The organism is Pseudomonas sp. rhizo66 (genome assembly GCF_031931925.1).
GTDB lineage: Bacteria > Pseudomonadota > Gammaproteobacteria > Pseudomonadales > Pseudomonadaceae > Aquipseudomonas.
The window spans coordinates 303,959-328,856 of sequence record NZ_JAUJWZ010000002.1 but is presented as its reverse complement, the minus strand read 5'-3'; the positions used below and the strand labels follow the sequence as shown (position 1 = coordinate 328,856).

At 60.3% G+C, this 24,898-nt stretch carries 23 protein-coding genes and 1 pseudogene; 18 read left to right on the top strand and 6 right to left on the bottom strand.

Translation table 11 applies throughout. The features are described 5' to 3' along the window. Nucleotides 1-76: 76 nt before the first annotated feature. Entirely contained in the window at nucleotides 77-1,663 is a 1,587-nt protein-coding gene (locus tag QZR14_RS03500; protein ID WP_250605676.1) for an ABC transporter substrate-binding protein, read from the top strand. Nucleotides 1,664-1,798: 135 nt separating this feature from the next. On the opposite strand, the gene radC is transcribed toward QZR14_RS03500, so the two are convergent. Further along, entirely contained in the window at nucleotides 1,799-2,473 is a 675-nt protein-coding gene (gene radC / locus QZR14_RS03495) for a RadC family protein (RefSeq protein ID WP_250605675.1), read from the bottom strand. A 135-nt stretch (nucleotides 2,474-2,608) separates the two neighbouring features. On the opposite strand from radC, the gene coaBC reads away from it, so the two are divergent. The 4 genes and pseudogenes from coaBC to argB all read left to right on the top strand — a co-directional run bounded on the left by coaBC (nucleotide 2,609) and on the right by argB (nucleotide 6,903). Beyond that, a complete protein-coding gene (coaBC, locus tag QZR14_RS03490) occupies nucleotides 2,609-3,817 on the top strand; it encodes a bifunctional phosphopantothenoylcysteine decarboxylase/phosphopantothenate--cysteine ligase CoaBC (RefSeq protein WP_095119812.1) in 1,209 nt (402 codons plus the stop codon). 5 nt (nucleotides 3,818-3,822) lie between these two features. Next, nucleotides 3,823-4,278: a dUTP diphosphatase gene (dut, locus tag QZR14_RS03485; RefSeq protein ID WP_016985816.1), complete on the top strand. Its 456-nt coding sequence runs from the start codon at nucleotides 3,823-3,825 to the stop codon at nucleotides 4,276-4,278. A gap of 325 nt (nucleotides 4,279-4,603) precedes the next feature. Beyond that, nucleotides 4,604-5,980: pseudogene (locus tag QZR14_RS03480) on the top strand (phosphomannomutase/phosphoglucomutase); the annotation flags it as partial. 17 nt (nucleotides 5,981-5,997) lie between these two features. Continuing rightward, entirely contained in the window at nucleotides 5,998-6,903 is a 906-nt protein-coding gene (gene argB, locus QZR14_RS03475) for an acetylglutamate kinase (protein ID WP_003229488.1), read from the top strand. 149 nt (nucleotides 6,904-7,052) lie between these two features. Here argB and pyrE read toward each other — a convergent pair whose 3' ends face one another. Further along, nucleotides 7,053-7,697, bottom strand: coding sequence for an orotate phosphoribosyltransferase (pyrE, locus tag QZR14_RS03470; RefSeq protein WP_250605674.1), 645 nt, complete (start codon nucleotides 7,695-7,697; stop codon nucleotides 7,053-7,055). An 82-nt stretch (nucleotides 7,698-7,779) separates the two neighbouring features. Here pyrE and QZR14_RS03465 point away from each other — a divergent pair, with 82 nt between their 5' ends. Continuing rightward, entirely contained in the window at nucleotides 7,780-8,559 is a 780-nt protein-coding gene (locus QZR14_RS03465; RefSeq protein WP_007920349.1) for an exodeoxyribonuclease III, read from the top strand. An 81-nt stretch (nucleotides 8,560-8,640) separates the two neighbouring features. Here the strand turns inward: QZR14_RS03465 and gltS are convergent, their stop codons facing one another. The 3 genes from gltS to rph form a co-directional block, all read right to left on the bottom strand. Further along, nucleotides 8,641-9,849, bottom strand: a complete 1,209-nt coding sequence (gene gltS, locus QZR14_RS03460; RefSeq protein WP_250605673.1) for a sodium/glutamate symporter — start codon at nucleotides 9,847-9,849, stop codon at nucleotides 8,641-8,643. Nucleotides 9,850-10,213: 364 nt separating this feature from the next. Next, on the bottom strand, nucleotides 10,214-10,582 hold the full coding sequence (locus tag QZR14_RS03455; protein ID WP_250605672.1) for a DUF4870 domain-containing protein: 369 nt from the start codon (nucleotides 10,580-10,582) through the stop codon (nucleotides 10,214-10,216). Between the two features lie 28 nt (nucleotides 10,583-10,610). After that, nucleotides 10,611-11,333 carry a ribonuclease PH gene (gene rph, locus QZR14_RS03450; RefSeq protein ID WP_016985814.1) on the bottom strand — a complete coding sequence of 241 codons (723 nt, stop codon included), beginning with the start codon at nucleotides 11,331-11,333 and terminating at the stop codon, nucleotides 10,611-10,613. A gap of 268 nt (nucleotides 11,334-11,601) precedes the next feature. Here rph and QZR14_RS03445 point away from each other — a divergent pair, with 268 nt between their 5' ends. From QZR14_RS03445 to QZR14_RS03420, 6 genes are all read left to right on the top strand, one after another. Beyond that, nucleotides 11,602-12,465 carry a YicC/YloC family endoribonuclease gene (locus tag QZR14_RS03445; protein ID WP_250605671.1) on the top strand — a complete coding sequence of 288 codons (864 nt, stop codon included), beginning with the start codon at nucleotides 11,602-11,604 and terminating at the stop codon, nucleotides 12,463-12,465. Between the two features lie 12 nt (nucleotides 12,466-12,477). Beyond that, entirely contained in the window at nucleotides 12,478-13,098 is a 621-nt protein-coding gene (gmk, locus tag QZR14_RS03440) for a guanylate kinase (protein ID WP_102669403.1), read from the top strand. Between the two features lie 167 nt (nucleotides 13,099-13,265). After that, entirely contained in the window at nucleotides 13,266-13,529 is a 264-nt protein-coding gene (gene rpoZ, locus QZR14_RS03435; RefSeq protein ID WP_250605670.1) for a DNA-directed RNA polymerase subunit omega, read from the top strand. Between the two features lie 57 nt (nucleotides 13,530-13,586). Further along, nucleotides 13,587-15,692: a bifunctional GTP diphosphokinase/guanosine-3',5'-bis pyrophosphate 3'-pyrophosphohydrolase gene (gene spoT, locus QZR14_RS03430; protein WP_064589822.1), complete on the top strand. Its 2,106-nt coding sequence runs from the start codon at nucleotides 13,587-13,589 to the stop codon at nucleotides 15,690-15,692. Between the two features lie 24 nt (nucleotides 15,693-15,716). Beyond that, nucleotides 15,717-16,097 carry a RidA family protein gene (locus tag QZR14_RS03425; protein ID WP_311995894.1) on the top strand — a complete coding sequence of 127 codons (381 nt, stop codon included), beginning with the start codon at nucleotides 15,717-15,719 and terminating at the stop codon, nucleotides 16,095-16,097. 69 nt (nucleotides 16,098-16,166) lie between these two features. Continuing rightward, nucleotides 16,167-16,907, top strand: coding sequence for a hypothetical protein (locus tag QZR14_RS03420; protein WP_250605669.1), 741 nt, complete (start codon nucleotides 16,167-16,169; stop codon nucleotides 16,905-16,907). 79 nt (nucleotides 16,908-16,986) lie between these two features. On the opposite strand, the gene QZR14_RS03415 is transcribed toward QZR14_RS03420, so the two are convergent. After that, nucleotides 16,987-17,844 (bottom strand): SDR family oxidoreductase, encoded by an 858-nt coding sequence (locus QZR14_RS03415; RefSeq protein WP_311995893.1) that lies wholly within the window; start codon nucleotides 17,842-17,844, stop codon nucleotides 16,987-16,989. 188 nt (nucleotides 17,845-18,032) lie between these two features. Between QZR14_RS03415 and exbB the strand changes: the two genes are divergently transcribed. The 6 genes from exbB to QZR14_RS03385 all read left to right on the top strand — a co-directional run bounded on the left by exbB (nucleotide 18,033) and on the right by QZR14_RS03385 (nucleotide 24,876). Beyond that, nucleotides 18,033-18,986 (top strand): tonB-system energizer ExbB, encoded by a 954-nt coding sequence (gene exbB / locus QZR14_RS03410; RefSeq protein WP_311995892.1) that lies wholly within the window; start codon nucleotides 18,033-18,035, stop codon nucleotides 18,984-18,986. Nucleotides 18,987-18,992: 6 nt separating this feature from the next. Then, nucleotides 18,993-19,421: a TonB system transport protein ExbD gene (gene exbD / locus QZR14_RS03405; RefSeq protein ID WP_007920333.1), complete on the top strand. Its 429-nt coding sequence runs from the start codon at nucleotides 18,993-18,995 to the stop codon at nucleotides 19,419-19,421. Then, on the top strand, nucleotides 19,418-20,164 hold the full coding sequence (locus tag QZR14_RS03400) for an energy transducer TonB family protein (protein WP_007920332.1): 747 nt from the start codon (nucleotides 19,418-19,420) through the stop codon (nucleotides 20,162-20,164). Before exbD ends, QZR14_RS03400 begins: the two co-directional genes overlap by 4 nt. Nucleotides 20,165-20,381: 217 nt before the next feature. Further along, nucleotides 20,382-21,311: a hydrogen peroxide-inducible genes activator gene (locus QZR14_RS03395; RefSeq protein ID WP_007920331.1), complete on the top strand. Its 930-nt coding sequence runs from the start codon at nucleotides 20,382-20,384 to the stop codon at nucleotides 21,309-21,311. A 9-nt stretch (nucleotides 21,312-21,320) separates the two neighbouring features. Next, the gene (gene recG, locus QZR14_RS03390; protein WP_250605667.1) at nucleotides 21,321-23,396 is read left to right on the top strand and encodes an ATP-dependent DNA helicase RecG; all 2,076 of its coding nucleotides are present in this window, start codon (nucleotides 21,321-21,323) and stop codon (nucleotides 23,394-23,396) included. Nucleotides 23,397-23,475: 79 nt separating this feature from the next. Next, on the top strand, nucleotides 23,476-24,876 hold the full coding sequence (locus QZR14_RS03385) for an aminoacyl-tRNA deacylase and HDOD domain-containing protein (RefSeq protein WP_250605666.1): 1,401 nt from the start codon (nucleotides 23,476-23,478) through the stop codon (nucleotides 24,874-24,876). The last annotated feature ends 22 nt before the right edge of the window (nucleotides 24,877-24,898 follow it).

The following is a 24,898-nucleotide window of genomic DNA, read 5'->3' as shown; positions in this document are numbered from 1 at the left end:
AATCCAGACCTCTAGGGTAGGCCTTTTCCAGACTGCGCTTGCAGATGGGCCTTCGATCTGTAAAAGGAAACCGACCATGCGCCTCGCTGCCCTACCCCTCTTGCTCGCCCCGCTCCTGCTGAGCCCCCTGGCCCAGGCCGCCGCGCTGAGCGTCTGCACCGAGGCCAGCCCTGAAGGGTTCGACGTGGTGCAGTACAACTCGCTGACCACCACCAATGCCTCGGCCGATGTGCTGATGAACCGTCTGGTGGATTTTGACACTGCCAGCGGCAAAGTCGTGCCGAGCCTGGCCGACAGCTGGGAAGTCAGTACCGATGGCCTGACGTACGTCTTCAAGCTACACCCACAGGTGAAGTTTCATACGACTGATTACTTCAAGCCGAGCCGTGAGCTGACCGCCGAAGACGTCAAGTTCAGCTTCGACCGCATGCTCGACCCGGCCAACCCGTGGCACAAGGTCGCCCAGAGCGGCTTCCCGCATGCGCAATCGATGCAGTTGCCAGCGCTGATCAAAAAGATCGACGCGCTCGATCCGCTGACCGTACGTTTCACCCTCGATCATCCGGATTCGACATTCCTCGCCACCCTGAGCATGGGCTTCGCTTCGATCTACTCCGCCGAATACGCCGACAAACTCATGAAGGCCAACGCTACGGACAAGCTCAACAGCCAACCGATCGGTACCGGCCCGTTTGTGTTCAACCGCTTCCAGAAAGATGCGGCGATTCGCTACAAGGCCAACCCGGATTACTTCGGCGGCAAGCCTTCGGTCGACCCGTTGATCTTCGCGATCACCCCGGACGCCAACGTGCGCCTGCAAAAGCTGCGACGCAATGAATGTCAGATCGCCCTGTCGCCAAAACCACTGGACGTACAAGCCGCGCTGAAAGAGCCGACGCTGAAAGTCGAAAAGACTGACGCCTTCATGACCGCTTTCGTTGGCATCAACAGTCAGCACCCACCGCTGGACAAGCCTGAAGTGCGCCAGGCCATCAACCTTGCCTTCGACAAGGCCAACTACATCAAGGCCGTGTTCGAAGACACCGCCGAAGCGGCCAACGGCCCTTACCCGCCGAACACCTGGAGCTACGCGAAGAACCTGCCGGGATACCCGCACGACGTGGCCAAAGCCAAGGCATTGCTGGCCAAGGCCGGTTTGAAGGACGGTTTCCAGACCACAATCTGGACGCGCCCATCGGGCAGCCTGCTCAACCCAAACCCAAGCCTGGGTGCACAGCTGTTGCAATCGGATCTGGCAGAAATCGGCATTCAGGCGGAAATCCGCGTGATCGAGTGGGGCGAACTGATTCGCCGCGCCAAGGCCGGGGAACATGATCTGCTGTTCATGGGCTGGGCCGGCGATAACGGCGACCCGGACAATTTCCTCACGCCACAGTTTTCCTGCGCAGCGGTCAAATCGGGCACCAACTTTGCGCGCTACTGCAACGCCGATCTGGACAAGCTGATCAGCGCCGGCAAGACCACGAGCGAACAAGGCGTGCGCACCAAATTGTACGAGCAGGCGCAGACGCAGATTCAACAGCAGGCGTTGTGGCTGCCTCTCGCACATCCGACGGCCTACGCACTGACGCGTAAAGACGTGCAGGGTTACTCCGTGAGCCCGTTTGGCCGGCAGGACTATTCGAAGGTAAACCTGAAATAACCTGCCCTGCACAGTTCCCAATGTGGGAGCGAGCCTGCTCGCGAAAGCGGTCCGTCAGCAACAAAAATGCTGACTGATACACCGCCTTCGCGAGCAGGCTCACTCCTACAGGGGTTCAGTGTTTGTCCTTGAGAGTTACATCCAGCCACATTCCGCCATCGACAGCGGCTCGCCGTCACCGATGATGAAGTGATCCAGCACCCGCACATCAATCAGCTCCAGCGCCTTTTGCAGACGCTTGGTCAGTAACCGATCGGCCTGACTTGGATCGGTGTTCCCCGATGGATGGTTGTGGCAGAGGATCACCGCTGCGGCGTTGTTGGCCAACGCACGCTTCACCACTTCCCGAGGATGCACGCTGGTGTTGTCGATCGAACCGCGAAACAGCGCTTCGAAGGTCAACACTTGATGTTTGGAGTCGAGAAACAGGCAACCAAACACCTCGTGCGGCTCGTGACGCAGCATCGCTTTCAGGTAATCGCGCACGACCTGAGGGCTTTCCAGTGCCGGTTTTTGCCGCGATCGCTCGGCCAGATGGCGCTTGCTCATTTCCTGAGCTGCTTGCAGTTGCGCAAACTTTGCGGGGCCGAGCCCCAATTGTTTACTGAATGCGTTCTGATCGGCTTCAAGCAGCAATCGCAGGCTGCCGAATTGTGCCAACAGGTGTCGCGCCAGATCCACGGCGCTTTTCCCAGGCAACCCGGTGCGCAGAAAAATCGCCAGTAATTCAGCGTCCGAAAGGCTCGCTGCACCGTGTTCCAATAACCTTTCCCGCGGCCGTTCCGCCGCAGGCCAATCGCGAATACTCATACACATTCCCTGTCTGTGGGCGCCGCTGTTCCGTAGCGGTCGCTGTGATATCGTAGCCCATCTTTTTTGCGGGCGAATTCACCCTGGGGAGGGGGTTTCGCCACGTATGTCACCCACGAAATGAAAGGCAGACCTATGCAGCGGCTGTATCGGAAACGCATCGTTCTGGGCGTCGGCGGCGGCATCGCGGCCTACAAGAGCGCCGATCTGGTTCGTCGCCTGATCGACCAGGGCGCCGAAGTGCGCGTGGTCATGACCCATGGCGGCGCCGAGTTCATCACCCCGCTGACCATGCAAGCGCTGTCCGGCCACCCGGTGCACCTCGACCTGCTCGACCCGGCTGCCGAAGCCGCGATGGGCCACATCGAACTGGCGAAATGGGCCGACCTGGTGCTGATTGCCCCAGCCACCGCCGACCTGCTCGCCCGCCTGGCCCAAGGCATCGCCAACGATTTGCTGACCACCCTGGTGCTGGCCACCGACGCCGTTGTGGCAGTCGCGCCGGCAATGAATCAGGCGATGTGGCGCGATCCGGCGACCCAGGCCAACCTGCAACTCCTGGAAAGCCGTGGCCTGAAGACATTCGGCCCGGCCTCGGGCAGCCAGGCCTGCGGCGACGTCGGCATGGGCCGGATGATGGAAGCCACCGACCTCGCACAATGCGCGGCAGACTGCTTCCAGCGCCAGGCGCTGACTGGCAAACACGTCGTCATCACCGCCGGCCCGACTCAGGAAAACATCGACCCGGTGCGCTACATCACCAACCACAGCTCCGGCAAAATGGGCTTTGCCCTCGCCGAAGCAGCGGTGGAAGCCGGCGCCCGCGTCACGCTGATCAGCGGCCCGGTGCACCTGCCGACGCCGGATCGCGTCACGCGCATCGACGTGGTCAGCGCCCGCGACATGCTCGCGGCCTGTGAGTCGGCGATCCCGTGCGACGTATTTATCGCCTCGGCAGCAGTCGCGGACTACCGCCCGGAAGTGGTTGCCCCGCAAAAACTCAAGAAAGATCCTACGAGCGGTGACGGCTTCGTCCTGCAAATGGTGCGCAACCCGGACATCCTGGCCACCATCGCGACCCGTCCTGACCGCCCGTTCAGTGTCGGCTTCGCCGCCGAGACCGAACACCTGCTCGACTACGCTGCACGCAAGCTGAAGGACAAGAATCTCGATCTGATCGTCGCCAACGACGTCGCCAACCCGAGCATCGGTTTCAACAGCGAAGAAAACGCCTGCAGCGTAATTGACCGTGCGCTACACGCCACGGTTTTCGCCCAGACCAGCAAGAGCAAGATCGCTCGCCAACTGGTCACTTTTATCGCCGAACGTCTGAACCAGGTTTAATTTACATGCACGCTTTGCAAGCCAAGATCCTCGACCCACGCATCGGTACCGAATTCCCGCTGCCGCAATACGCCACGCCAGGCTCCGCCGGCCTCGACCTGCGCGCCATGCTGGAACAGGACATCGTGATCAAACCGGGTGAAACCGTGCTGATCCCCACCGGTCTGTCGGTTTACATCGGTGATCCGAACCTCGCCGCGCTGATCCTGCCGCGCTCGGGCATGGGCCACAAACACGGCATCGTGCTCGGCAACCTGGTCGGGCTGATCGACTCCGATTATCAGGGCCCGCTGATGGTGTCCTGCTGGAACCGTGGCCAGACCGATTTCACCATGACAGTCGGCGAACGTCTGGCGCAACTGGTGCTGGTGCCGGTGGTGCAGGCGCACTTCGAAATGGTTGAAGAGTTCGTCGAAACCGAACGCGGCACTGGCGGATTTGGCCACACCGGCACCAAGTAACCGGATGAATCTCCTGTAGGAGCTGCCGCAGGCTGCGATCTTTTGATCTTGATCTTAAAAAAACAAAGTCAAAAGATCGCAGCCTGCGGCAGCTCCTACAGGGGAAATTTGTGCAGTTTCAGCGACAGGTTTTAACACCGTAAATCAAGGTTTTGCCGGCCCAAAGCCACGCCAGCCGAGGCGTCATGGCCCTTTCACACCACGAACTCTCTGTGAAAAACGCCGTCATACCCTTCAGTTTGAGCCTGCCGTCGAACGATTCGTCGGTCTGTCCCGCCACTTTCGAGATGGAGCATTTCCGTAGATGAGCACCCCAGCCAAGATCGCCCCGAAGCTGCCTGACAGCATTTTCCGCGCCTATGACATTCGCGGCACCGTGCCGGAATTCCTCAATGCCGAAACCGCTTACTGGATTGGCCGCGCCATCGGTTCGCAGAGCCTGGCCCAAGGCGAGCCGAATGTATCCGTCGGCCGGGATGGCCGCTTGTCCGGTCCTGAGCTGGTCGCAGAACTGATCCGCGGAATCGCCGAAAGCGGCTGCCACGTCAGCGATGTCGGCCTGGTGCCGACGCCGGCGCTGTACTACGCCGCCAACGTGTTGGCCGGCAAGTCCGGGGTGATGCTCACCGGCAGCCACAACCCGTCGAACTACAACGGTTTCAAGATCGTCATCGCCGGCGACACCCTCGCCAACGAACAAATCCAGGCCCTGCACGAGCGCCTCAAGACCAACAACCTGAGCAGCGGCACGGGCAGTGTCACCCAGGTCGAGATCCTCGACCGCTACAACACCGAAATCGTCCAGGACATCAAACTGGCGCGGCGCATGAAGGTCGTGGTCGACTGCGGCAACGGCGCGGCCGGCGTGATCGCCCCGCAACTGATCGAAGCGCTGAACTGCGAAGTCATCCCGCTGTTCTGCGAAGTCGACGGCAACTTTCCGAACCACCACCCGGATCCGGGCAAGCCTGAGAACCTTGTCGACCTGATCGCCAAGGTCAAGGAAACCAACGCCGATATTGGTCTGGCTTTCGACGGCGACGGTGACCGCGTCGGTGTGGTGACCAACACCGGCAGTATCGTTTACCCCGACCGCCTGCTGATGCTGTTCGCCCGCGACGTGGTGGCGCGCAACCCGGACGCGGAAATCATCTTCGACGTCAAATGCACCCGCCGCCTGGTGCCGTTGATCAAGGAATACGGTGGTCGTCCGCTCATGTGGAAGACTGGTCATTCGTTGATCAAAAAGAAAATGAAACAATCCGGTGCTCTATTGGCCGGTGAGATGAGCGGGCACATCTTCTTCAAGGAGCGCTGGTTCGGTTTCGACGACGGCATCTACAGCGCCGCACGGCTGCTGGAGATCCTCAGCAAGGAAAAATCCACTGCGGAAGAGCTGTTTGCGACCTTCCCGAACGATATTTCTACGCCGGAAATCAATATCCATGTGACCGAGGAGAGCAAATTCAGCATCATTGATGCACTGCACGACGCGCAGTGGGGCCCAGGCGCTGACCTGACCACCATTGACGGCGTGCGAGTCGATTACGCCAAAGGCTGGGGCCTGGTGCGCGCATCCAACACCACCCCGGTGCTGGTGCTGCGTTTCGAGGCCGATGACGAGGCTGAATTGCAGCGCATCAAGGATGTGTTCCACGCCCAACTGAAACGCGTTGCACCTGATCTCCAACTACCGTTCTGATTCACCCGGAGCCCTGAATGACCCTCGAACGCGAAGCCGCCGCCCACACCGCCCAGGTCCTGTCCGAAGCGTTGCCTTACATCCGACGTTATGTCGGCAAGACTCTGGTGATCAAATACGGCGGCAACGCGATGGAAAGCGAGGAGCTGAAGACCGGCTTTGCGCGCGACATCGTCTTGATGAAAGCCGTGGGCATCAACCCGGTGGTCGTGCACGGCGGCGGCCCGCAGATCGGCGATCTGCTCAAGCGCCTGTCGATCGAAAGCCACTTCGTCGATGGCATGCGCGTCACCGACGCCGCAACCATGGACGTGGTGGAAATGGTCCTCGGCGGCCAGGTCAACAAAAGCATCGTCAACCTGATCAACCGTCACGGCGGCAGCGCTATCGGCCTGACCGGTAAAGATGCCGGGCTGATTCGTGCGAAGAAGCTCACGGTGACTCGCCAGACCCCGGAGATGACCCAACCGGAAATCATCGACATCGGCCAGGTAGGCGAAGTGGTCGGGATCAATACCGAGCTGCTGAACCTGCTGGTCAAAGGCAACTTCATCCCGGTGATTGCACCGATCGGCGTCGGTGAAAACGGCGAGTCGTACAACATCAACGCTGACCTGGTGGCCGGCAAGGTTGCCGAAGCGCTGAAAGCCGAGAAGCTGATGCTGCTGACCAACATCGCCGGCCTGATGGACAAGTCGGGCACCGTGTTGACGGGTCTGAGCACGCAGCAGGTCGACGACCTGATCGCCGACGGCACCATCTACGGCGGCATGCTGCCGAAGATCCGTTGCGCACTGGAAGCGGTTCAGGGCGGTGTGGGTAGCTCGTTGATCATCGACGGTCGTGTGCCGAACGCGATCCTGCTGGAAATCTTCACCGATACCGGTGTGGGCACGCTGATCAGCAATCGCAAGCGTCCGTAAGCGCAGACGCGAACAAAAAGACCCCGCTCAGCCAGGCTGAGCGGGGTCTTTTTTTGCACTGCAATTCCTGTGGGAGCGAGCCTGCTCGCGAAAGCGGTCTCTGCATCACATCAATATTGAATGTGAAGGCCTTCCACAGTGCTCCGCCGTTAAACGCCGAACTGTGCGCGGTAGGCTTCCACGGCTGGCAGGTGCTGCTTGAGCTGCGGATCGTCAGCCAAGAACTCCAGCACCTGATTCAATGAAACAATGCTGATCACCGGAATGCCGAAGTCGCGCTCGACTTCCTGGATCGCCGACAACTCACCGTTGCCACGCTCCTGACGGTTCAGCGCGATCAGCACACCGGCCGCCTTGGCGCCGTCCTGAGCCGCGATGATCTGCATCACTTCGCGGATTGCCGTGCCGGCGGTGATCACGTCATCGATGATCAGCACGTCGCCAGTCAACGGCGCCCCGACCAGACTGCCACCCTCGCCGTGGGCCTTGGCTTCCTTGCGGTTGAAACACCATGGCAAATCACGGTCGTGATGCTCGGCCAGCGCGACAGCTGTGGTCGCTGCCAACGGGATGCCTTTGTAGGCCGGGCCAAACAGAACGTCGAAGGGGATGCCGCTCTCGACAATGGCTGCAGCGTAGAAACGCCCCAGCTGCGCGAGGGCCGAACCCGAGTTGAACAGGCCGGCGTTGAAGAAGTAAGGACTGGTGCGCCCGGACTTCAGGGTGAACTCACCGAAGCGCAAAACGCCGCGATCGATGGCAAAACGAATGAAATCGCGCTGATACGCTTGCATGAAAAAAACCCCAAATACCACGGATTTAGCTAATTAGCTTGACGCCGTGTATCATACACGCACGCGATTTTTGGGGCCATTTATGCGGATCATCAGTGTGAACGTCAATGGTATTCAGGCTGCAGTCGAGCGTGGTTTGCTCAGTTGGCTGCAAGCACAGAATGCCGACGTCATCTGCCTGCAGGACACCCGTGCCTCCGCCTTTGAACTGGATGACCCAGCCTTCCAACTGGATGGCTACTTCCTTTATGCCTGCGATGCTGAAGTCCCTGCCCAAGGCGGCGTGGCTTTGTACTCGCGGTTGCAACCGAAGGCTGTCATCAGCGGTCTCGGTTTCGAGACGGCCGACCGCTACGGGCGCTACCTGCAAGCAGATTTCGACAAAGTCAGTATTGCCACCTTGCTGCTCCCTTCGGGGATGAACGGCGATGAGGACTTGAACCAGAAGTTCAAGCTCATGGACGACTTCGGCAAGTACCTGGACAAACAGCGGCGCAAACGTCGCGAGTACATTTATTGTGGCTCGCTGTACGTGGCGCAGCAGAAGCTCGACATCAAGAATTGGCGCGACAGCCAGCAATCCCCGGGCTTCCTGGCGCCAGAACGCGCCTGGATGGACGAGATTGTCGGCAACATGGGCTATGTTGATGCCCTGCGCGAAGTCAGCCGTGAAGGCGACCAGTACAGCTGGTGGCCGGACAACGAACAGGCCGAGATGCTCAATCTGGGCTGGCGCTTCGACTATCAGATCCTGACCCCAGGCCTGCGGCGCTTCGTGCGCAGTGCGCGCCTGCCACGTCAGCCACGGTTCTCGCAGCACGCGCCGCTGATCGTCGACTACGACTGGACGCTGACCATCTAAGCGTCGATTCGAACGTTAAAAAAAATGCCCGTATCGCGAGATACGGGCATTTTTTGTGCCTGCGCTCGAAGCGAATCGAACTCAGACTGCGACGAAGAAAGGCAGCATCAGGTACAGCTTGATCACGATGACATTAATAATGTCGATGAAAAACGCTCCGACCATCGGCACCACCAGAAACGCAATCTGCGAAGGACCATAGCGCTGCGTCACCGCTTGCATGTTGGCAATGGCGGTCGGCGTCGCACCCAAACCGAAACCGCAATGTCCCGCGGCCAGCACGGCTGCATCGTAGTTGCGACCCATCACCCGGAATGTCACGAAAATCGCGAACAACGCCATAACCAGCGCCTGCACTGCCAGGATGATGAAGATCGGCAACGCCAATGCCGCCAGGTCCCACAACTTGAGTGACATCAGGGCGATTGCCAGAAACAGCGAGAGACTGACATTCCCCAGCACCGAAACCTCACGTTCAAACACTTGATACAAACCCAGCGCTGAAAGGCTGTTGCGCAGCACCACGCCGACGAACAAGACGCAGACGAATGTCGGCAGTTCGAACGCAGTCCCTTGCAGCAAGCCATTCAACAGATTGCCGGCCAGCAAGCTCACTGCAATCAACGCGAGGGTTTCAACAAACGAAAATGGCGTGATGGAGCGCTCCTTGTTCGGCTGCTCAAAACCTTTTGGCAAACGTGGCGCATCCTCTTGCTGGCAACCCGGCACTTCCACACGCTTGATCAGCAACCGCGCGACCGGTCCGCCAATCAAACCGCCCAGCACCAGGCCAAACGTCGCAGAAGCCATCGCCAGTTCGGACGCCGAGGCCAGACCGTACTTCTCGCTGAATACCGTACCCCACGCAGCACCGGTGCCATGACCGCCCGCCAGGGTGATCGATCCGGTCAGCAGGCCCATCAAAGGGTCAAGCCCGAGCATTGTTGCCAGGCCAATACCCATCGCATTCTGCACGACCAACAACCCGGCGACCGCCAGAAGAAATATCCCCACTATCCGGCCACCTTTCTTCAGACTGGCAAAGTCTGCACTCAAACCAATGGTGGCGAAAAAGGCCAGCATCAACGGTGTCTGAAGAGAAGTATCAAAGCGAACTTCAATATCGAATGTTCGCAGCAGCAATAAGATCATGGCAACTACCAGGCCGCCCGCTACAGGCTCGGGGATATTGTAACTGCGCATGAACCCAACACGCCTGACCAGCCCGCGCCCCAGTAGAAGCACTAAAGACGCGGCCACAAGCGTTCCGTAAAAATCGAGCTGAATCATTGGAATTATTCTTGACTATATATTCAGAGGCGAACTTTTTACCTGCATCCGCCCATGAACCGGCTGATTGTCTCAACACTGATTGCTGTGGAATTCAAGAACCTTCGATGGCTTGAATATATCTTAATATTTCAAGAGAAGTATTAACCCGGCAACTTTAACAATCACCCACTCTGATTCCAAGGATATAGAACCTAACCAAGGCAGTGCAGTTGTGACTAAAAGTGTAATCAGACCATTAATATAAAATGTTACTTGTCACTCATCGCAAAAAGATTATCCCTACATACGGCGAAACTTAATTTTGCTGCACAAACAAAAATGCCCTGACATGTCAGGGCATTTTTTAAACGTTGTGAGATGTTTATTTGATCAACCGCCAGGTGAATGGATAACGGTATGGAAAACCTTCATTGGCCTTCACCCCTGCAATGATCGTCAAAACCAACGCGCCGATAGCCAGTATCCCCAACAGAAAAAACCCGATGATCAGCACCATCAGCAGGAAGCAGATCAACGAAGCAATGGCGACGGTGATCTGAAAATTCAGCGCCTCCTTGCCTTGAGCGTCGATGAACGGGTCCGTTTCACGCTTCATTTGCCAGAGGATCAGTGGCCCGATCAGATTGCCGAAAGGAATCCAGATCCCCAGCAAGGCGGACAAGTGACAAAACATTGCCCATTGGCGAACTTGCTGGCTCGGCTTGGGCAGCAATTCTTGCTCTTCACTCATCGAGTCCTCCTTGCGGTTAACAACCTGCTCAGTCGGCCAGTGCAGCCTTTTGCAGTTCGAAGATTTCGTTCATGCCTTGCTTGGCCAGCTCCAGCATGGCGTTCAAGTCTTCAGGCTGGAACGGCGCGCCTTCGGCCGTGCCCTGCACCTCGATGAAACCACCGGTGCTGGTCATCACTACGTTGAGGTCAGTCTCGGCGGCGGAATCTTCAAGATAGTCCAGATCCAGCACAGCCTCGCCCTGATACATACCGACCGATACGGCACCGATCATTTGCTTGAGCGGATCGCCGCCCTTCAGGCCGCCACGTTTCTTGATCACTTTAAGCGCATCAACCAGTGCAACCATGGCGCCGGTGATCGAAGCCGTGCGCGTACCACCGTCAGCCTGGATCACGTCGCAGTCGACGTACAGAGTCACGTCGCCCAGCTTGGACATGTCCAGCGCAGCGCGCAGGGAACGGCCGATCAGACGCTGGATTTCGAGGGTGCGACCGCCCTGTTTGCCACGGCTCGCTTCACGCTGGTTACGTTCGCCGGTAGCACGCGGCAGCATGCCGTACTCGGCGGTCAACCAACCCTGACCCTGGCCCTTGAGGAAGCGCGGCACGCCGTTTTCGACGCTGACGGTGCAGATGACTTTGGTATCACCGAATTCGACCAGTACGGATCCCTCGGCGTGTTTGGTGTAGTTGCGGGTAATGCGGATCGAGCGGAGCTGATCGGCAGCGCGACCACTTGGACGTTTCATAGGAGATACCTGTACTGGGGACGGAAAACTGCCGAGCATTATAGAGCGCTGCACCGCGCCTGGGCACTCGTTAAAAACCCGAGCGACGACCGAAGGCCTTGCAACACCCATTACCGACGGGCTGCAGCCCTTTGTCACACCGTGTGTTTGGGCGCATTCGCCGCACTGCGCTACAATCCTGCGCCTTTGCTGCCAGTCGGCTTAAATTCATTGATATCGAGCCTGCGGAACATCCTGCTGCGCCGATCTGCATTGCGAGGTCACCGCCATGGTGCACAGCATGACCGCCTTCGCCCGCGTCGAAAAAGCCGGCGCACAGGGCACCCTGAGCTGGGAGCTGCGCTCGGTCAACAGCCGCTACCTTGAACCTCACCTGCGTTTGCCCGAGTCGTTTCGCGACCTTGAAGGCGCGGTGCGTGAAGCGCTGCGTCAAGGCCTGTCACGGGGCAAACTGGAATGCACCCTGCGTTTCACCGAAGAAAGCACCGGCAAAACCCTGCAAGTCGATCGCGAGCGCGCCGCGCAACTGGTCGCTGCGGCCGAGACCGTTGCCGGCCTGATCAAGAACCCTGGCGCCCTCAATCCACTGGAAGTGCTGGCCTGGCCCGGCGTACTGGTGGGCGATGCAACCGACCCGCAGGCGCTGAATGCCGACGCACTGGCGCTGTTCAATCAAGGCCTGAAAGACTTGAAGGCCGGCCGCGAGCGCGAAGGCGCGGAGCTGGCACGGCTGATCAACGAGCGTCTGACCTCCATTGAAGAAGACGTCGTGACCCTGCGTGAACTGGTACCGCAGATGCTCGCCACCCAGCGCCAGAAAGTCCTCGATCGTTTCACCGACATGAAGGCCGAGCTGGATCCGCAGCGTCTCGAACAGGAAATGGTCATTCTCGCGCAAAAAAGCGACGTGGCCGAAGAACTGGATCGCCTGAGCACTCACATCATCGAAGTGCGCCGGGTGCTCAAGTCCGGCGGGGCCGCCGGTCGGCGCCTGGACTTCCTGATGCAGGAACTCAACCGCGAAGCCAACACACTGGGCTCCAAGGCCTTCGACCCGCGCAGCACCCAAGCCGCCGTCAACCTCAAGGTGTTGATCGAGCAGATGCGCGAACAAGTGCAGAATATTGAGTAAGGCTACCCCGACATGACCCACAGCACCGGCACCCTGTACATCATTTCCGCGCCTTCGGGCGCAGGCAAGAGCAGCCTCGTCAAGGCGTTGACCGACACCAATCCGGAGATCCGCGTTTCGATCTCCCACACCACCCGCGCGATGCGTCCGGGTGAAGTGGACGGCGTGAACTACCACTTCGTGACCCGTGAAGAGTTCGTGAAGATGGGCGAGCACGGCGACTTCCTTGAACGCGCCGAAGTCTTCGGCAACTTCTACGGCACCTCGCAAAGCCGCCTGCAGCACACGCTGGACGAAGGTCACGACCTGATTCTGGAAATCGACTGGCAAGGCGCCGAGCAAGTACGCAAGTTGATGCCGCAAGCACGCTCGATCTTCATCCTGCCGCCGTCGCTGCAGGCCCTGCACCAGCGTCTGACCAATCGTGGCCAGGACAGCGACGAGATCATCGACGGGCGGATGCGCGAAGCCGTCAGCGAGATGAGCCATTACGTCGAATACGACTACCTGATCATCAACGACGATTTTGCTCATGCACTGGACGATCTGAAGGCGATTTTTCGCGCCAATCAACTCCAGCAGAAACGCCAGCAAGTACGTTTCGGCAAGTTGCTGGCCGAATTGCTCGGATAATCAGCACTTCCCAAAACAGCTGCAAGCGCTTTACATTGGTGCTTGCAGCGCGTTGAAGGGCTTGGTCAAAAAATCAGCGCTTCCCTAATCGCTGGTGATTTTTTAAACTGTTGAGTCCGCTCGCCCAACCGGGCAGCGCGCATATTGCATTCGCTCCGAGGAATACCATGGCCCGCGTAACCGTTGAAGACTGCCTAGAACACGTGGAAAACCGCTTTGAGCTGGTCATGCTCTCTACCAAGCGTGCCCGTCAACTGGCCACCGGCGGCAAAGAGCCACTGGTCCAGTGGGAAAACGACAAGCCGACTGTTGTCGCCTTGCGTGAAATCGCTGAAGGCCTGATGAGCTACGAGTTCATCGCCGAGCAGGAAATCGTCCACGAAGACCCGATCTTCGCTTCGTTCGAGGACGAGTCCAACGAGGCCGTCTAAGCCTATGCCTGGTCGACGTAGCACGGCGCGGGATCACAGCTTGCGGCAGGATTTATCATGCCGAGCATAGACGCCCTCGCCGATCGCTTATCGACCTACCTCGGCAACGACCAGGTCAACCTGGTCCGCCGAGCGTATTTCTACGCCGAACAAGCCCATGACGGTCAGCGCCGTCGCAGCGGCGAGGCGTATGTCACGCATCCTCTTGCCGTGGCCAATATTCTTGCCGACATGCACATGGACCATCAAAGCCTGATGGCCGCAATGCTGCATGACGTGATCGAAGACACCGGTATCGCCAAAGAAGCACTGCAAGCGCAGTTCGGTGAAACCGTGGCCGAACTGGTCGACGGGGTCAGCAAACTGACCCAGATGAACTTCGAGACCAAGGCCGAAGCCCAAGCCGAAAACTTCCAGAAAATGGCCATGGCCATGGCGCGCGACATTCGCGTGATCCTGGTCAAACTCGCCGACCGCCTGCACAACATGCGCACGCTGGAAGTGCTGTCCGGGGAAAAACGCCGCCGGATCGCCAAGGAAACTCTCGAAATCTACGCGCCCATCGCCAACCGGCTGGGCATGCATGCGATCCGCATCGAATTCGAAGACCTCGGCTTCAAGGCCATGCACCCGATGCGTTCCGCGCGGATCTACCAGGCGGTCAAGCGCGCCCGGGGCAACCGCAAGGAAATCGTCAACAAGATCGAAGAGTCCCTCGGCCATTGCCTCGCTATCGACGGCATCCAGGGCGAAGTCAGCGGTCGCCAGAAACACCTCTACGGCATCTACAAGAAAATGCGCGGCAAGCGTCGGGCCTTCAACGAGATCATGGACGTCTACGCGTTCCGGATCATCGTCGACAAGGTCGATACCTGCTACCGCGTGCTGGGCGCTGTACATAATTTGTACAAACCGCTGCCGGGTCGCTTCAAGGATTACATCGCGATCCCCAAGGCCAACGGCTATCAATCGCTGCACACCACGCTGTTCGGCATGCACGGCGTACCGATCGAGATCCAGATCCGCACCCGCGAAATGGAGGAGATGGCCAACAACGGCATCGCCGCCCATTGGCTGTACAAGTCCAGCGGTGACGAACAGCCGAAAGGCACCCATGCCCGCGCCCGCCAGTGGGTCAAAGGCGTGCTGGAAATGCAGCAACGTGCCGGCAACTCGCTGGAATTCATCGAGAGCGTGAAGATCGACCTGTTCCCGGACGAGGTCTACGTGTTCACGCCCAAGGGCCGGATCATGGAGCTGCCGAAAGGCTCCACGGCGGTCGACTTTGCCTACGCGGTGCACACCGACGTCGGCAACAGCTGCATTGCCTGCCGGATCAACCGTCGTCTCGCACCGTTGTCCGAACCGCTGCAAAGCGGCTCCACAGTGGAGATCGTCAGCGCCCCCGGCGCACGGCCGAATCCGGCGTGGCTGAATTTCGTGGTGACCGGCAAGGCGCGCACGCACATCCGCCACGCGCTGAAACTGCAACGTCGCTCCGAGTCCATCAGCCTCGGCGAACGCTTGCTGAACAAAGTGCTCAACGGTTTCGACAGCGCGCTGGAGAAAATCCCGGCCGAACGCGTCAAAGCCATGCTCACCGAGTACCGCCTCGAACTGATCGAAGACCTGCTCGAAGACATTGGCCTGGGTAACCGCATGGCCTATGTGGTCGCCCGCCGCCTGCTTGGCGAAGGCGAACAGTTGCCAAGCCCGGAAGGCCCACTGGCGATTCGCGGCACCGAAGGCCTGGTACTCAGCTACGCCAAGTGCTGCACGCCGATCCCGGGCGACCCGATCGTCGGGCACCTGTCGGCGGGCAAAGGCATGGTCGTGCACCTGGACAACTGCCGCAACATCAGCGAAATCAGGCACAACCCGGAAAAATGCATCCAGCTCTCGTGGGCCAAGGATGTCACCGGCGAATTCAACGTCGAACTGCGCGTCGAGCTGGAACACCAGCGCGGCCTGATCGCCCTGCTGGCCAGCAGCGTCAACGCAGCCGACGGCAATATCGAGAAAATCAGCATGGACGAACGCGATGGTCGCATCAGCGTGGTCCAGTTGGTGGTCAGCGTCCACGACCGTGTGCACCTGGCCCGCGTGATCAAGAAGCTGCGCGCCTTGACCGGAGTGATCCGCATCACCCGCATGCGTGCATAACCTGCCTATTACAAGGAGTCATATATGACCAAAACCGTAATCACCAGCGACAAGGCCCCGGCCGCCATCGGTACTTACTCCCAGGCGATCAAGGCAGGCAACACCGTTTACATGTCGGGTCAGATTCCTCTGGACCCAAAAACCATGGAACTGGTTGAAGGCTTCGAAGCCCAGACCGTCCAGGTGTTCGAGAACCTCAAAGCCGTCGCCGAAGCCGCTGGCGGTTCGTTCAAGGACATCGTCAAACTGAACATCTTCCTCACCGACCTGAGCCACTTCGCCAAGGTCAACGAGGTCATGGGCAAATACTTCGACCAGCCATACCCGGCCCGTGCCGCCATCGGCGTGGCTGCCCTGCCGAAGGGTTCGCAGGTTGAAATGGATGCCATTCTGGTCATCGAGTGATGCGCACGGCGCGGCCTTCAAACGCCGCGCCGACTGCTCAGCAAGAAAAGGTTTTGAAAGGATTCCACCATGCGCAAAGCGCTAGCTCTCCCGCTGCTCGCCATTTTCCTCGGCGGCTGCGCCAGCAACCCTGCCGACCGTGACATCAGCGGCACCTGGATCAACCAGGTGGCAATCGATGCCGCAGCCAAGGGCGGCCCGCTGCGCGAAGCGCTTCAGGCTTACGGCCCGAACCTTGAGTGGGACGTCAACACCAAGGCCGGCCAGGCCCGCTACACCAACGGTTTTGAGAACGTCGAAGGACGGCTGCTGGGTGAGGAATCCGGCGCCTGGAAAGTCGACTTCTATGGCAGCTCCGCCAGTGAGCTGAAACGCGACGGCGGGCAACTGCAGCAAGCCGCCAGCGAGAACGAACCCGAGCAAGTCTTCGACCGTGCGCAGATTCCGGTGCCGGAAGGCGCACCGATCGGCGCCAGTTTCGAACGTGCGCTGTATTCCGCCTACATGGGCGGCAACTGGACAATCGCCAGCGGTCAGGGCGAAGGCGGCACCGTGCAGTTCCAGGCTGACGGTCAAGTATCCGGCCTGCCGGGCGCCGACCGTTATGCCTTGTGTCTGGCGGGCGATTGCGCGTCGATGAGCAGCACCAACGACAACATGTGGTTGCAGCTCAACGGTCAGGGCAATGCCTATATCTTTGCGCGCAAGGGCAAGGAACTGGAGATTTTCCAGGCAGTGAACACGGCGCTGGCGGATGAAATGCCGCAATACACGCCGGGCGAGCGCAAGTGGTTGCTGGAGAAGCAGTAACCCGCTTCTGAAACCTCTGAAGATCAAATGTGGGAGCGAGCCTGCTCGCTCCCACAGTTGTTTTTGTGTTGTTAAAAAGTCAGCATTTACCTTCGAGGATCGCGGCATAGCCCTCGCGATAGCTTGGGTACATTGGCGTCCAGCCCAACGCTCTAGCCCGGGCATTGCTGCAACGCTTGCTGCCGGTGCGCCGAACGCTGGCGTCTTCCGCCCATTCGGTTACGCCCAGGTACTCACGCAACCAGGCCACCACTTCTGCCAACGGCGCCGGTGCATCGTCGACACCGATGTAAATCTGCTCCAATTGCACGCCCTGTCGCGACTTTTCCAGCAGAAACGCCAGCAATCCCGCCGCGTCATCAGCGTGAATCCGGTTGCCATACAGCGGCGGATCAACCGCCACGCGATAGCCGCGACGCACTTGGGTCAGCAGCCATTCGCGGCCCGGGCCGTAAATCCCGGTCAGGCGCAGGACGCTCGCCGGGATGCCGCTGTTGAGCGCCACCTGCTCCGCCTCCAGCATCAAGCGCCCGGAATAACCGGCAGCGACGGTCTCTGATTTCTCATCCACCCACGCACCATCCTGCTGCCCATACACACTGCTGCTGGACACAAAGAGCAGCCGCTCAGGCACCTGGCCATAATCCTCCAGCCAGCTCAGGACATTCTGCAAACCCTGCACATAAGCGGCGCGATAACCGGCTTCATCGTGATCGGTGGCTGCCGCGCAATACACCAGATAGTCCACGACACCCACTGGCCAGGTCGCCGGGCAGTCCTCATTGAACAGGTCGCCGGCAACGCCGATCACCCCCTCAGGCAGCTTCGAAACATCCCGGCGCAAGCCATGAACTTCCCAGCCAGCCGCCAGCAATTGCTTGGCCAGACGACTGCCGACATCACCACAACCGGCAATCAAAACAGAAGGCGCGGACATCAAAAAACTCCTATCGGAAAGACACAGACTAGCGCTGGCAAAGGACGGACGGCTAGCAATGAAGGAAAAAAAGATACTCTATTACTTTTGTTAACAAGAATTACTTGCAATAATGCACGCCACTTTTGTTCTCGGCCTTACGAGGCCTGGAAGAGCATCAACGTTTTTCTATCTCAGGTCCGGCCAGCATGACACGCAATCAAATCCCCGCTTCGCCAACCAATCGACCTCGCGCCTGGAGCGCAGTGGCGGCTCTGCTGCTCAGCCTGATGCTGGCACCGACCGCCGCTTTCGCCGACGCTCAAGCACCCGCCACTCCAGCCGCCACCGAGCAAAGCGCACCGGCCGCCACTCCGGCTGCCCCGGCCGCTACCGATCCGGTACAGGCTGTCGATGCTGCCGACGTCCCTGAAGTCCTCGAAGCCGACAACTCCCTGGGCATGGCCCACGACCTGTCGCCGTGGGGCATGTACCAGAACGCCGACATCATTGTGAAAATCGTGATGATCGGTCTGGCCATCGCGTCCATCATCACCTGGACCATCTGGATTGCCAAAGGCTTCGAGCTGATGGGCGCCAAGCGTCGCCTGCGTGGCGAAATCGCTGCTCTGAAAAAAGCCACCACCCTTAAAGAAGCCAGCACCACGGCGGCGAAGGAAGGCATCCTCGCCAACCTGCTGGTGCACGACGCGCTCGAAGAGATGCGCCTGTCGGTCAACAGCCGCGAGAAAGAAGGCATCAAGGAGCGCGTCAGCTTCCGTCTCGAGCGCCTCGTAGCAGCCTGCGGTCGCAACATGAGCAGCGGCACCGGCGTCCTCGCCACCATCGGTTCCACCGCGCCGTTCGTGGGCCTGTTCGGCACCGTGTGGGGCATCATGAACTCCTTCATCGGCATCGCCAAAACCCAGACCACCAACCTTGCCGTTGTGGCCCCCGGTATCGCCGAAGCACTGCTGGCCACCGCACTGGGTCTGGTTGCAGCGATTCCAGCCGTGGTGATCTACAACGTCTTCGCCCGCTCCATCGCCGGTTACAAGGCGCAGGTTTCCGATGCCTCGGCAGAAGTTCTGCTGCTGGTCAGCCGCGACCTCGATCACCAGCCTGAGCGCAGCTCGCAACCGCACATGGTGAAAGTGGGGTAATCGGCCATGGGCCTGCATTTAAAAGAAGGCGCAGACGACGATCTGGCCGAGAACCACGAAATCAACGTCACGCCGTTCATCGACGTGATGCTGGTGCTGTTGATCATCTTCATGGTGGCCGCTCCATTGGCCACCGTGGACATCAAAGTCGACCTGCCGGCCTCGACCGCCAAACCGGCACCGCGGCCAGAGAAACCGGTGTTCCTCAGCGTCAAGGCTGACCAGCGCCTGTACATCGGCGACGACGAAGTAAAAGCCGAAACCCTTGGCGCCGTGCTCGACGCCAAGACCCAGGGCAAGAAAGACACCACCATCTTCTTCCAGGCTGATAAAGGCGTGGACTACGGTGATCTGATGAGCGTGATGGACAAACTGCGCTCCGCCGGTTACCTGAAGGTCGGTCTGGTCGGACTTGAGACGGCAGCCAAGAAATGATCACGACGCGCCATAAGCTGACGCGTTACAGCGGTAGCCTGGCCGTGGTGCTGGGCGTGCATGCGCTGGCCATCGCGCTGGCGCTGAACTGGACTGCCCGCCCGCCCATCGAATTGCCACCGCAGGCAATGATGGTCGAGCTGGCCCCGGTTCCGGCCCCGCCACCGCCTGCTCCGCCGAAAGTCGTCACACCGCCGCAACCACCGGCTCCGGTTGAAGAATTGCCGATTCCGAAGCTGGCCGAAGCACCGAAAGCTGAGATCGCGGTGCAGAAACCCAAACCGAAGCCAAAGCCTAAACCGCCGAAGCCGGTCGAGAAGAAGCTGCCTGATCCGCCGAAGGAAAAACCTTCCGAGGAGAAACCGGCCGACACGCCACCGACTCCAGCGCCGACGGAGAAATCCGCTGCACCGGCGCCCGGCCCGTCGCCGGCACAGTTGGCAGCCAAGGCCAGTTGGCAAGGCACCCTGCTCGCGCATTTGGCCAAGTACAAAAAGTACCCGCAAAGTGCACAGGCACGCGGCAAGGAAGGCTTGAACCGCCTGCGCTTTGTTGTGGATGCCGAAGGTAACGTATTGTCGTTCGAACTGGTGGGCCGCTCCGGCAACGCCGATCTGGACCGGGCCACCCTGGAAATGATCCGCCGCGCACAGCCGCTGCCCAAGCCACCGGCCGATATGCTCAACAACGGCTCGATCGAAATTGTTGCGCCGTTTGTGTACTCACTCGAGCGCCGCCGCTAAGCAACACCGCAATACCTGTGGGAGCTGGCTTGCCAGCTCCCACAAGGTTCTCCGCCAGCCGAGAGAGCCAAGCCAAAAAGGCACCGAAAGGTGCCTTTTGCATATCTGGCAACGGCAAACTCACATTGCCCGGTGTCACATTCCACACTCAGTCTGATAACGTGCGTCTATCGATTGCAGCCGGTATGCTTGGCCCGCATCTTCATGGACGCTTGCTATGACCCTCACAGAATTACGCTACATCGTTACCCTCGCCCAAGAGCAGCATTTCGGCCACGCCGCCGAACGTTGCCACGTCAGCCAGCCGACCCTGTCGGTGGGCGTGAAGAAACTTGAAGACGAACTCGGTGTGCTGATTTTCGAGCGCAGCAAAAGCGCCGTGCGCCTGACCCCGGTCGGCGAAGGCATCGTCGCCCAGGCGCAGAAAGTCCTGGAGCAGGCGCAAGGCATCCGCGAACTGGCCCAGGCCGGCAAGAACCAGCTGACCGCGCCGCTGAAAGTCGGCGCGATCTACACCGTCGGCCCGTACCTGTTCCCGCACCTGATTCCGCAACTGCACCGGGTCGCCCCGCAGATGCCGTTGTACATCGAAGAAAACTTCACCCACGTGCTGCGCGACAAACTGCGCAACGGCGAGCTCGACGCGATCATCATCGCCCTGCCGTTCAACGAAGCCGATGTGCTGACCCTGCCGCTCTACGACGAGCCCTTCTACGTCTTGATGCCGGCGCAGCACCCGTGGACGCAAAAAGAAACCATCGACGCCGGCCTGCTCAACGACAAGAGCCTGCTGCTGCTAGGCGAAGGCCACTGCTTCCGCGATCAAGTTCTCGAAGCCTGCCCGACCCTGACCAAAGGCAACGACGGCGCCAAGCACACCACGGTCGAATCCAGCTCACTGGAAACCATCCGCCACATGGTCGCGTCCGGTCTGGGCATCTCGATCCTGCCGCTGTCGGCCGTCGACAGCCATCACTACGCCCCGGGCGTGATCGAAGTGCGGCCACTGTCGCCGCCGGTGCCGTTCCGCACCGTGGCGATCGCCTGGCGCGCGAGTTTCCCGCGGCCGAAAGCCATCGAGATCCTCGCCGATTCCATTCGCCTGTGCTCGGTTGCCAAACCTGCAGCACCGGTCACCGCCGGTTAAGCGAGCGTCATGACGGAGCTGTCGCAAGTGTCGGTGACGGCACTCAAGGGTGTCGGCGAAGCCATGGCCGAGAAATTGGCCAAGGTCGGCCTGGAGAATCTGCAAGACGTGCTGTTTCACCTGCCGCTGCGTTATCAGGATCGCACCCGCGTGGTGCCGATCGGCGCACTTCGGCCGGGACAGGACGCCGTGGTCGAAGGCACCGTCAGCGGTGCCGATGTGGTCATGGGCCGCCGCCGCAGCCTCGTCGTGCGCTTGCAGGACGGCACCGGCGGTCTGAGTCTGCGCTTCTACCATTTCAGCAACGCCCAGAAAGAAGGCCTCAAGCGCGGCACGCGGGTTCGCTGCTACGGCGAAGCCCGGCCCGGCGCGTCAGGCCTGGAGATCTACCACCCGGAATACCGCGCCATCACCGGTGACGAACCGCCGCCAGTGGATGAAACCCTGACCCCGGTCTACCCGCTCACCGAAGGCCTGACCCAGGCGCGTCTGCGTCAGTTGTGCATGCAGACACTGACCATGCTCAAGCCAGACACCCTGCCCGACTGGCTGCCGACCGAACTGGCGCGCGACTATCAACTGGCGCCGTTGGCCGATGCGATCCGCTACCTGCACAACCCGCCCGCTGACGCCGACGTCGACGAACTCGCGCTCGGTCATCACTGGGCCCAGCATCGTCTGGCCTTCGAAGAACTGCTGACCCATCAACTGTCGCAACAGCGTCTGCGCGAAAGCATGCGTTCGCTACGCGCGCCAGCGATGCCGAAAGCAACCAAGTTGCCGCCGAAATACCTGGCCAACCTCGGCTTCAATCCGACCGGCGCGCAACAGCGCGTCGGCAACGAAATCGCCTACGACCTCAGCCAGCACGAACCGATGCTGCGGCTGATTCAGGGCGACGTGGGCGCCGGTAAAACCGTGGTCGCCGCCCTCGCTGCGCTGCAAGCACTGGAGGCCGGTTATCAGGTCGCGCTGATGGCGCCGACCGAGATCCTCGCCGAACAGCACTTCATCACCTTCAAGCGCTGGCTCGAACCGTTGGGCATTGATGTCGCGTGGCTGGCCGGCAAGCTCAAAGGCAAAAACCGTGTCGCCGCGCTGGAGCAGATCGCCAGCGGCACACCAATGGTGGTCGGCACCCACGCGCTGTTTCAGGACGAAGTGCAGTTCAAGAACCTCGCGCTGGTGATCATCGACGAGCAGCACCGCTTCGGCGTGCAGCAGCGTCTGGCGTTGCGGCAGAAAGGCGTCGGCGGGCGCATGTGCCCGCATCAACTGATCATGACCGCCACGCCGATTCCACGCACACTGGCGATGAGCGCCTACGCCGACCTCGACACCTCGATCCTCGATGAACTGCCGCCGGGTCGAACCCCGGTCAATACCGTGCTGGTCACCGACACCCGCCGCGTCGAAGTCATCGAACGGGTGCGCAGTGCCTGCGCCGAAGGCCGTCAGGCCTATTGGGTGTGCACGCTGATTGAAGAGTCGGAAGAGCTGACCTGTCAGGCCGCCGAAACCACGTTTGAAGACCTCACCCTCGCCCTCGGCGAACTGAAAGTCGGGCTGATCCACGGGCGCATGAAGCCTGCCGAAAAAGCCGCCGTCATGGCCGAATTCAAGGCCGGCAACCTGCAACTACTGGTCGCCACCACAGTGATCGAAGTCGGCGTCGACGTGCCCAACGCCAGCCTGATGATCATCGAAAACCCCGAGCGTCTTGGCCTCGCGCAACTGCACCAATTGCGCGGCCGGGTTGGCCGGGGCAGCGCGGTCAGCCATTGCGTGCTGCTCTACCATCCGCCGCTGTCGCAGATCGGTCGCCAGCGCCTGGGCATCATGCGCGAGACCAACGACGGTTTCGTCATTGCCGAAAAAGACCTCGAGCTGCGTGGCCCCGGGGAAATGCTCGGCACCCGCCAGACCGGCCTGCTGCAATTCAAGGTCGCCGACCTGATGCGCGACGCCGACTTATTGCCCGCCGTACGCGATGCCGCGCAAGCACTGCTGGAACGCTGGCCGACTCATGTCAGCCCATTGCTCGACCGCTGGCTGCGCCATGGGCAGCAATACGGCCAAGTGTGAGCACCGTCGCAGTTTGTGCAGGATCGTTCCTACAGAGCTGGTTATACTCCTGCCATTGTTTCAAAAACGGATACAGACCATGACTGACGCAGCTCTCGCCCCCGAACTCCCGCACGCGCCGTCTGTAATTCGGCTGCTGCTCGGCAAGCTGGGTATCGCCTACGAAGAAGTGCTCGACCACCACGGCCTCAATGCCTCGCGCAAGGTTCAAGCCGTGTTGCTGGACGACGCCGTCGGCGCGCTGATGGTGCTGTTTCCGCAGAGCCAGTTGCTGGATCTCAATCGCCTCGCCGAACTGACGGGCCGTCGCCTGACCGCCGTATCCACCGAGCGCCTGGAAAAGATGCTCGGCAAACACAGCCTGAGCCTGCTGCCAGGCCTGCCGGCGCTGACCAGTTCGCCGTGCCTTTACGAAGAAAGCCTGCTGCGCGAACCGAAGCTGCTGATCAACTCCGGCGAGCCGGGCCTGCTGCTGGAAATCACCAGCGAAGCCTTCAAGAGCATGCTGACCAAGGCCAGCGCCGCCAACTTTGGCGAAGCCCTGAGCAGCATCCGCCCGAACCTCGACCGCCCGGACGATGACCGCGAGGAAATCACCCAGGCCGTGCAGGCGTTCACCGCGCGGCGCATTCAGCAGCGTCTGGAAGCGACCATCGAGATTCCACCGCTGGCCGAAACCGCGCAAAAAATCATCAAGCTGCGCGTCGACCCCAACGCCACCATCGATGACATCACCGGCGTGGTTGAAACCGACCCGGCGCTGGCCGCGCAAGTGGTGAGCTGGGCGGCGTCGCCGTACTACGCCTCGCCGGGCAAGATTCGTTCGGTGGAAGACGCAATCGTTCGCGTGCTGGGTTTCGATCTGGTGATCAACCTGGCGCTGGGCCTGGCCCTCGGCAAGACCCTGAGCCTGCCCAAAGACCACCCGCAACACACCACGCCGTACTGGCAGCAGTCGATCTACACCGCCGCCGTCATCGAAGGCCTGACCCGCGCCATGCCGCGCGCCCAGCGTCCGGAAGCTGGCCTGACGTATCTGGCCGGTCTGCTGCACAACTTCGGTTACCTGTTGCTGGCCCACGTGTTCCCGCCGCACTTCTCGCTGATCTGCCGTCACCTGGAGGTCAACCCGCACCTGTGCCACAGCTACATCGAGCAACACCTGCTCGGTATCAGCCGTGAACAGATCGGCTCGTGGCTGATGCGCTACTGGGACATGCCCGACGAACTGGCCACCGCCCTGCGCTTCCAGCACGACCCAAGCTACGACGGCGCCTATGCCGAATACCCGAACCTCGTCTGCCTGGCCGTGCGCCTGTTGCGCAGCCGCGGGATTGGCTCCGGGCCGGATGAAGACATTCCGGATGCGTTGCTGGAGCGCGTGGGTTTGACTCGCGACAAAGCCAATGACGTGGTCAGCAAAGTGCTTGAGGCTGAAGTGCTGCTGCGCGAACTGGCATCGCAGTTCAGCCAGGGCTGAAAGCAAAACGGGCAAGCGACCT

What these genes read in the sequence shown, in the direction of transcription:
- QZR14_RS03500 (WP_250605676.1), top strand. Translation starts at nt 77, where the DNA reads ATGCGCCTCGCTGCCCTACCCCTCTTGCTCGCCCCGCTCCTGCTGAGC.
- radC (WP_250605675.1), bottom strand. Translation starts at nt 2,473, where the DNA reads ATGAGTATTCGCGATTGGCCTGCGGCGGAACGGCCGCGGGAAAGGTTA.
- coaBC (WP_095119812.1), top strand. Translation starts at nt 2,609, where the DNA reads ATGCAGCGGCTGTATCGGAAACGCATCGTTCTGGGCGTCGGCGGCGGC.
- dut (WP_016985816.1), top strand. Translation starts at nt 3,823, where the DNA reads ATGCACGCTTTGCAAGCCAAGATCCTCGACCCACGCATCGGTACCGAA.
- argB (WP_003229488.1), top strand. Translation starts at nt 5,998, where the DNA reads ATGACCCTCGAACGCGAAGCCGCCGCCCACACCGCCCAGGTCCTGTCC.
- pyrE (WP_250605674.1), bottom strand. Translation starts at nt 7,697, where the DNA reads ATGCAAGCGTATCAGCGCGATTTCATTCGTTTTGCCATCGATCGCGGC.
- QZR14_RS03465 (WP_007920349.1), top strand. Translation starts at nt 7,780, where the DNA reads ATGCGGATCATCAGTGTGAACGTCAATGGTATTCAGGCTGCAGTCGAG.
- gltS (WP_250605673.1), bottom strand. Translation starts at nt 9,849, where the DNA reads ATGATTCAGCTCGATTTTTACGGAACGCTTGTGGCCGCGTCTTTAGTG.
- QZR14_RS03455 (WP_250605672.1), bottom strand. Translation starts at nt 10,582, where the DNA reads ATGAGTGAAGAGCAAGAATTGCTGCCCAAGCCGAGCCAGCAAGTTCGC.
- rph (WP_016985814.1), bottom strand. Translation starts at nt 11,333, where the DNA reads ATGAAACGTCCAAGTGGTCGCGCTGCCGATCAGCTCCGCTCGATCCGC.
- QZR14_RS03445 (WP_250605671.1), top strand. Translation starts at nt 11,602, where the DNA reads ATGGTGCACAGCATGACCGCCTTCGCCCGCGTCGAAAAAGCCGGCGCA.
- gmk (WP_102669403.1), top strand. Translation starts at nt 12,478, where the DNA reads ATGACCCACAGCACCGGCACCCTGTACATCATTTCCGCGCCTTCGGGC.
- rpoZ (WP_250605670.1), top strand. Translation starts at nt 13,266, where the DNA reads ATGGCCCGCGTAACCGTTGAAGACTGCCTAGAACACGTGGAAAACCGC.
- spoT (WP_064589822.1), top strand. Translation starts at nt 13,587, where the DNA reads ATGCCGAGCATAGACGCCCTCGCCGATCGCTTATCGACCTACCTCGGC.
- QZR14_RS03425 (WP_311995894.1), top strand. Translation starts at nt 15,717, where the DNA reads ATGACCAAAACCGTAATCACCAGCGACAAGGCCCCGGCCGCCATCGGT.
- QZR14_RS03420 (WP_250605669.1), top strand. Translation starts at nt 16,167, where the DNA reads ATGCGCAAAGCGCTAGCTCTCCCGCTGCTCGCCATTTTCCTCGGCGGC.
- QZR14_RS03415 (WP_311995893.1), bottom strand. Translation starts at nt 17,844, where the DNA reads ATGTCCGCGCCTTCTGTTTTGATTGCCGGTTGTGGTGATGTCGGCAGT.
- exbB (WP_311995892.1), top strand. Translation starts at nt 18,033, where the DNA reads ATGACACGCAATCAAATCCCCGCTTCGCCAACCAATCGACCTCGCGCC.
- exbD (WP_007920333.1), top strand. Translation starts at nt 18,993, where the DNA reads ATGGGCCTGCATTTAAAAGAAGGCGCAGACGACGATCTGGCCGAGAAC.
- QZR14_RS03400 (WP_007920332.1), top strand. Translation starts at nt 19,418, where the DNA reads ATGATCACGACGCGCCATAAGCTGACGCGTTACAGCGGTAGCCTGGCC.
- QZR14_RS03395 (WP_007920331.1), top strand. Translation starts at nt 20,382, where the DNA reads ATGACCCTCACAGAATTACGCTACATCGTTACCCTCGCCCAAGAGCAG.
- recG (WP_250605667.1), top strand. Translation starts at nt 21,321, where the DNA reads ATGACGGAGCTGTCGCAAGTGTCGGTGACGGCACTCAAGGGTGTCGGC.
- QZR14_RS03385 (WP_250605666.1), top strand. Translation starts at nt 23,476, where the DNA reads ATGACTGACGCAGCTCTCGCCCCCGAACTCCCGCACGCGCCGTCTGTA.